Source organism: Gallibacterium melopsittaci, from assembly GCF_042433085.1.
GTDB classification, from domain to species: domain Bacteria; phylum Pseudomonadota; class Gammaproteobacteria; order Enterobacterales; family Pasteurellaceae; genus Gallibacterium; species Gallibacterium melopsittaci.
In genome coordinates this window covers 200,885-207,910 of the sequence record NZ_JBHLWA010000049.1, presented here as the reverse complement: position 1 = coordinate 207,910, position 7,026 = coordinate 200,885, and the positions used below count along the sequence as shown (strand labels likewise).

General features: G+C 34.9%; 6 protein-coding genes. 3 read left to right on the top strand and 3 right to left on the bottom strand.

Translation table 11 applies throughout. The features are described from left to right. Positions 1–61: 61 nt before the first annotated feature. The gene (locus ACFFHT_RS10755) at positions 62–493 is read left to right on the top strand and encodes a YbjN domain-containing protein (RefSeq protein ID WP_382376146.1); all 432 of its coding nucleotides are present in this window, start codon (positions 62–64) and stop codon (positions 491–493) included. A gap of 71 nt (positions 494–564) precedes the next feature. Here the strand turns inward: ACFFHT_RS10755 and ACFFHT_RS10750 are convergent, their stop codons facing one another. Together ACFFHT_RS10750 and ACFFHT_RS10745 are read right to left on the bottom strand one after the other, a co-directional pair. Then, entirely contained in the window at positions 565–1,737 is a 1,173-nt protein-coding gene (locus tag ACFFHT_RS10750; RefSeq protein ID WP_382376097.1) for an MFS transporter, read from the bottom strand. Between the two features lie 67 nt (positions 1,738–1,804). Beyond that, positions 1,805–2,605 carry an MOSC domain-containing protein gene (locus tag ACFFHT_RS10745; RefSeq protein WP_382376095.1) on the bottom strand — a complete coding sequence of 267 codons (801 nt, stop codon included), beginning with the start codon at positions 2,603–2,605 and terminating at the stop codon, positions 1,805–1,807. 336 nt (positions 2,606–2,941) lie between these two features. Here ACFFHT_RS10745 and ACFFHT_RS10740 point away from each other — a divergent pair, with 336 nt between their 5' ends. Continuing rightward, positions 2,942–3,280, top strand: a complete 339-nt coding sequence (locus tag ACFFHT_RS10740; RefSeq protein WP_382376094.1) for a P-II family nitrogen regulator — start codon at positions 2,942–2,944, stop codon at positions 3,278–3,280. Between the two features lie 45 nt (positions 3,281–3,325). After that, positions 3,326–4,618: an ammonium transporter gene (locus ACFFHT_RS10735; RefSeq protein ID WP_382376092.1), complete on the top strand. Its 1,293-nt coding sequence runs from the start codon at positions 3,326–3,328 to the stop codon at positions 4,616–4,618. A 551-nt stretch (positions 4,619–5,169) separates the two neighbouring features. Here the strand turns inward: ACFFHT_RS10735 and ACFFHT_RS10730 are convergent. Next, positions 5,170–7,020, bottom strand: a complete 1,851-nt coding sequence (locus ACFFHT_RS10730) for a TRAP transporter large permease (protein ID WP_382376090.1) — start codon at positions 7,018–7,020, stop codon at positions 5,170–5,172. Positions 7,021–7,026 lie beyond the last annotated feature (6 nt).

Below are 7,026 nucleotides of genomic sequence, written 5' to 3'. Positions count from 1 at the left end.
AAATACAAGTGGTGGATAGGGTGTCCACCACAATCACAATCACACAGAAGGAGAATTTGTGATGAATAAAAAAGCTGAAAGTTTTAAAGCTTATTTAGATAATGCAAAAGTGGAAGCTTTTGCGATTGAAGAGATTGCTGATGATGCATTGAATACTGTTGTATTCCGTTCACATCTTGATATTGGGGGAAACCAATTACCTACTATCGTTATTTTAGATGATTCTATTTATGCGATGATTCGTGTATTAGTTGCACCAAAAGTTGAATCAGAAGAAGCTGTAGAAAAAGTACGTGCTTTATTAAATGATTTCAATAAACAATATAAATCATTCAAATATTATCTAGATAATGACAACGCTATCGTATTAGATACTTGTTTATTAACCGAAGGTGAGAAAATTAATGGTGATTTAGTTTATGCGATGTTTGAAGTATTAATTAATCACTTAAATGAATCTTACAAAACTGTTATGAAATCAATTTGGAACTAATACTCTAGTTTGTTGATTGTTTTAAATAGACCCTGTAAAGCGTAAGTTTTACAGGGTAATTTTTTATCTTCTTATGATTTTCTTCTCATTCCCCAAATACAAACAGGGATAAAGCTAAGCAATACGATAGAACCAATAATTACGCTTCCCCATGAAAAATGTCGCCATAAGAAAATGAGATAGAAGCCTACCATACTTGAACCAAAATAATAGAATGAAAGATATAACGCTGAAGCTAATGCTCTAGCCTGTTGTGCTTGTTTGCCTACCCAACCACTTGCTAAGGCGTGTGTAGTGAAAAAACCAATACTGCAAATTAATAATGCCAGAATGATTAAAGGTAAGGATGATACGGTTAGGCATAAAACACCAAGTAATAATACACACCAACCTAAAAACATACCGCGTAACGCAGAAAAACGTTGGGTTAATTTACCCGTTAGGCTGGCTGCAAACGTACCACTTAGATAGCATAAAAAAAGTAACGAAACTTGAGTTGTGGAAAAATGATAAGGTGCATTAATTAAACGTAAACTCACTACAGAATAGAGATTAATAAAGACACCGAAGCCAAGTCCGCCAATAAAATAAGTTCGCCATAATTTTGGATTGCGGATATGACCGCATAAATTTTTCCGCAGATTATTAAATTGCAAGGTTTGCAGTTGAAAGTGTTGTTCTTTTGGTAAGCAATAAATAATCAGAAATACGCCAATTACAGCTAGAATGCCACAAAAAAGCATTGGTGTGTTAAGCCCGAAATGATCAGCTAAAAAACCACCTAGTAGTCGCCCTGAAATTCCACCTAATGAATTTGCCGCAATATAAGAACCAACAACAGAAGCAATAGAACGAGGCTCAAATTCTTCGCTAATATAAGCAATAGCAACGGCAGGTAAGCCACCTAATGCAATACCTTGTGCTACACGCAAAAAGATCCAAGAGCTGACGGAATCTGCAAAATATAAAATAATGCCAATAATGGCAGTTATTCCAAGACTAATTTGCATCATTAAACGGCGTCCAAAACGATCTGCAAATAATGCCCACGGAATAAGACTCAAACTTAACCCTAATGAGGCACCAGCAAAAATCCAATTTGCGATGGTGATCGAAACTTGATATTTTTTGGCAAAATCTGCCAAGATCGGTTGTGCAGAGTAGAGATTACAAAAAACTAAAAAAGACGAGAAAGCAAGAGCAAAACTTGCTAAATAAAACTCTCTAGAGCGCAGAGTAATCATGGATATTACATTGGGTTAAGATAGGAATAACCCTATCTTATGCTCTTAACAATGTTTTTACAATCTTTTATGTTCGGTGTTGTAATATTTCAACGACATCACCAACCCGTACCATACCACTATTTAATGGAATCAAATTGATCCCAAAAAGAGGCTCCCCTTTTTCGTTGGTATGGATTTTTTTCAAGGTACGAAATGGTTCACATTTTGGGTCTAACTCACCAGTTTCTAAGTTGCGTGTTGTGAGAATACACCGCTCACAAAGTTTAGTGTGTAAAAATTCTACTTCGCCTATCTTAATTTTTTGCCAAGTTTCTTCCATAAACGCATCTTCACCACTCACAACTAAGTTACCTCGAAATTGATCAATACTAAGTGGTATAGGACAGGCTTGCTGTACAGCAGTAAAGGAACTTTCACTGACTAATAACAATGGATATCCATCAGCAAAAGAAACACTATATTCAGGAAAATTCTTAATAACTCGTTGATCTTTTTCGCCTAACCAACGTAATACAACGTCAGTTTGTAACTTTTCACTAAACCATTGATTAATTTCAATTGGAGCGATAAATGATGGAAAGTGAGTTCCCCATACCTCACACTCTTGTTGTTGGACAAAATCTTGATAACGCACAATAACTTTACTGCCATCACGATGGATAACGATAATGCCGTGTGCGATAGGGTACGCAGAGAATTGATATAACCCTCCATGTTTTCGTGCCGTGATAAAGGTTCCATTTGGATCAGTCAACATAAATTCTCGATCGAAACTTAATCCATGTGGTTGGACATAGCTTTGTTGTGTGAAGCAAGGTTGAGTGGATTTTATTGGATAAAATGCAATTTTTTGTAATGTGTTCATATTAGTTAGATCCTAATGTAGGTGTAATACTGTATTACTGTAACGTATCCAACTTGTAATGAAAATCTTTTTTCTAGTTAAACATCTCTTTTAGCCGCTCTTCTTTAGAAAAAATCTAATAAAATTCCCAAAAAAAGAAAAAATTTAATAAAAAATTTAAAAAAATGTTTGACAATATTTAATTGTGGATTTTATTCTTTAGACAAGAACTAAATAAAAGATCATTTTAATGGGTTTTTATCATTTATAAGGTTATTTATTTAGAATAAATATCATTTTTTGGTTAAAAGGGTAGAAAATATCTAATTTTATTGAAAAACATTCATAGGGGGTTTTATGAAACTGATTAGTGCAATTATTCAACCTTTTCGTTTAGATGAGGTACGTGAAGCATTAACGGATATTGGTATTCATGGGATTACCGTTACAGAGGTTAAAGGCTTTGGACGACAAAAAGGACATACTGAAATTTATCGTGGTAGTGAATATTCAGTCGATTTTTTACCAAAAATTCAGATTGATATTGCAGTGAGCGATGATGTGGTTGAGAGTGTAGTAGAAACGATTATTGAAGCCTCACAAACAGGACGAGTAGGAGATGGAAAAATTTTCGTATTACCTCTTGAACAAGTCATTCGAATTCGTACCCGTGAAACAGGTGATGATGCTCTTTAATTTATATTAATAAAACAAACACAACAAACTTAGAGGAATTAAAAAATGAAACGATACCATTGGTTAATGGCTTTGTTGCCAATGACGGCACAAGCTGATCTAGCAGATTGGGTACAACCAACTTCAGTGATTAGTGCAGGGGATACAGCATGGGTAATGCTAGCAGCAATTTTAGTTCTATTTATGGCTATTCCAGGATTGGCCTTATTTTATGCGGGGATGGTGCGTAAGAAAAATATATTGGCAACAATGGTACAAAGTTTTGCTGTCTGTTGTTTAGTCGCTGTAATTTGGATAGTTTGTGGATACAGTTTAGCCTTTACACCAAATAATGCGTTTATCGGAGGATTAGAACGCTTGTTCTTAAATGGTTTAAATGTCTTTACAGAACAAGGCAAGTTAACCGTTTATCCAGGAGCTGGTTCTATCCCTGAATCCGCATTCATGGTATTCCAAATGGCCTTTGCAATTATTGCAGGTGCAATTATTACAGGTGCATTTGCAGAAAGAATTAAATTTGGAGCTGTTTTAGTTTTTGTCGGAATTTGGACACTATTAGTATATGTTCCAACTGCACATTGGGTGTGGAGTATTGGTGGCTGGTTAGCTGAAGATGGTGTATTGGATTATGCAGGTGGTACGGTAATCCATATCAATGCTGGGGTAGCGGGACTTTGTGCAGCAATCTTTATTGGTAAACGTATTGGTTATGGTAAAGATGCAATGCCTCCATATAACTTAACGTTAACATTAATTGGTTGTGCGATGTTATGGATTGGTTGGTTTGGTTTCAACGCAGGTTCAGCACTTGCTGCAGATAGTCGTGCTGGAATGGCATTAGCAACAACACAAATTGCCGCCGCCGTTGCTGCATTAACTTGGATGGTATGTGAAGTGATCAATAAACATAAACCTTCTGCATTAGGTTTAGCATCTGGTGCGATTGCAGGATTAGTTGGAATTACTCCAGCAGCAGGATTTGTTTCTGCACAAAGTGCAGTCTGGATCGGTTTGATTACCAGTGCAATCTGTTATGTTGCAGTGACTAAAGTAAAAAATAAATTAGGCTATGATGATTCTCTTGATGCGTTTGGTATTCATGGTATTGGTGGAATTGCTGGTGCAGTGTTAACAGGTGTATTTGTTTCAACTGATATTACTGGTGGAGATGCAAGTGTCTTTGCACAAGTGGAAAGTGTGGTAATCACTTTAATTTATAGCAGTGTAGTTTCTTGCTTAATTCTCTGGATAATGAGCAAATTCACAGATATTCGTGTATCAGCTGATGAAGAACGTCAAGGTTTAGACTTAGTTTCTCATGGCGAACGTTTAGAATAATATAAAGTAAATATAATGATTTTTTATTAAGCATAGTAGTTGTTATCAATAATATTTCTGCACCCTAAAAGTTGAATATTCAACTGATTAAGGTGCAGCTTTTTATATTTTTACTAGTAAATCATTCATCTTTAATGTTTATCTATTTTTTTAATTTTCCCGAACCCTTATTTTTTAGTTAATCATAACATTTTGATTTTTATTGTTTTTTTTATTTTGTTCTAAAAAAAGGGTATCATTGTATTTTTTCCTTACAATCTTTGTTTTATCTGTGATAAAGTGAGTTTCCATTCTAGGTTTACTGCCGCATAGGCAGCTTAGAAACCGAAGGGGCAACACAAAATGAGAAAAATACATGGTTTACTGCCGCATAGGCAGCTTAGAAACTTATGATACGCCACTCCCAACAAGTGCAAGTGTTTACTGTCGCATAGGCAGCTTAGAAAAAGGGGGAGTTATGACTACAACAGCAAATGAGGTTTACCGCAGAATAGGTAATAAAAAAGCCTATCTTTTCGAGAGATAGGCTTTTGTATTTTATAGTATTTTTATTAACCTGGTAATAAAAGGTTAGGAATAAATGTAATAATTTCTGGGAATATGGTAATCAATACTAAAGTAGCAAAGATTGGGATAAGGAATGGTAATACCCCTTTTGTTACTGTACTTACACTCATATTACCTACACGGGCTACTACAAAGAGTGCCATACCCATTGGTGGAGTTAAAATACCAATCATCATATTTAATGTAGTCATTACTCCGAAGAAAATAAGATCAATATTAAAATGGATTGCGATTGGAATTAACATTGGTAACACCAAGAATTGGAGTGCTAATGCATCAATAAACATTCCTAAGAAGAGGAGAAGTAGATTGATCATTACCAATACCATTAATTGTGAATCTGCAAAAGTAATGAAGAGTTCAGCAATTTTCATTGCAACTTGTTCACGTGCGATCATATCACCGAAGAATGTTACTGTTATTACCATTAATACTGTTACACCAGTAATGGCAACCGCTTCAACGCAGCCTTTAAAAAGAGTTTGAAGAGTAAGTTCTTTATAAACAAATTTACCAATAATAATTGAATAAAGTGCTGCAACAACTGCTGCTTCTGTTGGTGTAAATAGACCAGAGAAGATACCAGCAATAATTAGAATTGGTGTGAGTAATGCCCAAAGTGCACCTTTAAATTTACGACAAAGGACTTCCATTGAGGCTTTTGGAGTACGAGGATAGTTACGTTTTTTTGATACGAAATAATTCATAATCATTAATGCAACCGTAACAAGTACGCCAGGAACAAAGCCAGCAACAAAAAGTTTTGCAATAGACTGGTTAGAAATAACACCATAAATGATCATGGCGATACTTGGTGGAACTAGTGGACCAATAATACAAGAAGCCGCGGTAATTCCACCACAAATATCATCATCATAACCAGCATCACGCATTGCTTTAATTTCTAGTTGACCTAAGCCACCAGCATCAGCCAGTGCAGAACCAGACATTCCAGAGAAAATTAAACTTGCACCAATATTTACATGCCCCATACCACCACGATAATGACCAAGTAATGCTTTAGCAAATTCGAAAATTCTAGTCGTAATACCACCGGTATTCATCAAAATACCAGTAAGAATAAAGAATGGAACACTGAGTAATGAGAAGCTATTTAAGCTATCGACTAATTTTGCCGAAGCAGAATTTACGACATTCCAGCGAGTCATTGCGAAATAAAGAATGGTTGCAATGAATAGTGACCAACCTACTGGCATACCAATAAACATAATCACTAACCAGACTAGAAGAACAATATAAACAGATGAACTACCAAATTTTACATAGTTAGTGATACGTAGTACTTTGAAAACATCAGGTGCAAATAGAATTAAACCAATTAATGCGACTGCCAAAATTAAAAAAACAATTGCAGGAATATAGCTAAGATTACTTTTATAGTTTTCAACTTGGGCTTGTAAAAAGCGAATTAACATTAGGACAGATAATACTGGTAAAGAAGCATATAACCATTTTTCAGAAATTCCTAATGAAACAAGCTCAAATGATGCACCATCATAAAGTTTGATACCAAAATGAATAAAAAGAATTATACAGATAAAAGTGAGAGTTTGCGTGATAGATATCATCACTTTTTTCATTTTATCTGACATCATATTGGTAAGAAAATCAATGAATACATGTTGTTGTGAGCGAATTGCCATTGAAATTCCCAACATACCAACATAAACGAATAGTAAACGGGCTAACTCTTCACTCCAAATTAACGGGGAATCAAAGGCTTGTCTTGCAATTATTTGTGCAATGAGAATGACAAAAATGATCAAAAATAGAATACCACCTAGCCATTCTTCAAGTTTATTAAAATATTTCATGGTAAC

Excerpts from the sequence above, each read along its gene's own strand:
- ACFFHT_RS10755 (WP_382376146.1), top strand. The coding sequence starts at position 62 with ATGAATAAAAAAGCTGAAAGTTTTAAAGCTTATTTAGATAATGCAAAA.
- ACFFHT_RS10750 (WP_382376097.1), bottom strand. The coding sequence starts at position 1,737 with ATGATTACTCTGCGCTCTAGAGAGTTTTATTTAGCAAGTTTTGCTCTT.
- ACFFHT_RS10745 (WP_382376095.1), bottom strand. The coding sequence starts at position 2,605 with ATGAACACATTACAAAAAATTGCATTTTATCCAATAAAATCCACTCAA.
- ACFFHT_RS10740 (WP_382376094.1), top strand. The coding sequence starts at position 2,942 with ATGAAACTGATTAGTGCAATTATTCAACCTTTTCGTTTAGATGAGGTA.
- ACFFHT_RS10735 (WP_382376092.1), top strand. The coding sequence starts at position 3,326 with ATGAAACGATACCATTGGTTAATGGCTTTGTTGCCAATGACGGCACAA.
- ACFFHT_RS10730 (WP_382376090.1), bottom strand. The coding sequence starts at position 7,020 with ATGAAATATTTTAATAAACTTGAAGAATGGCTAGGTGGTATTCTATTT.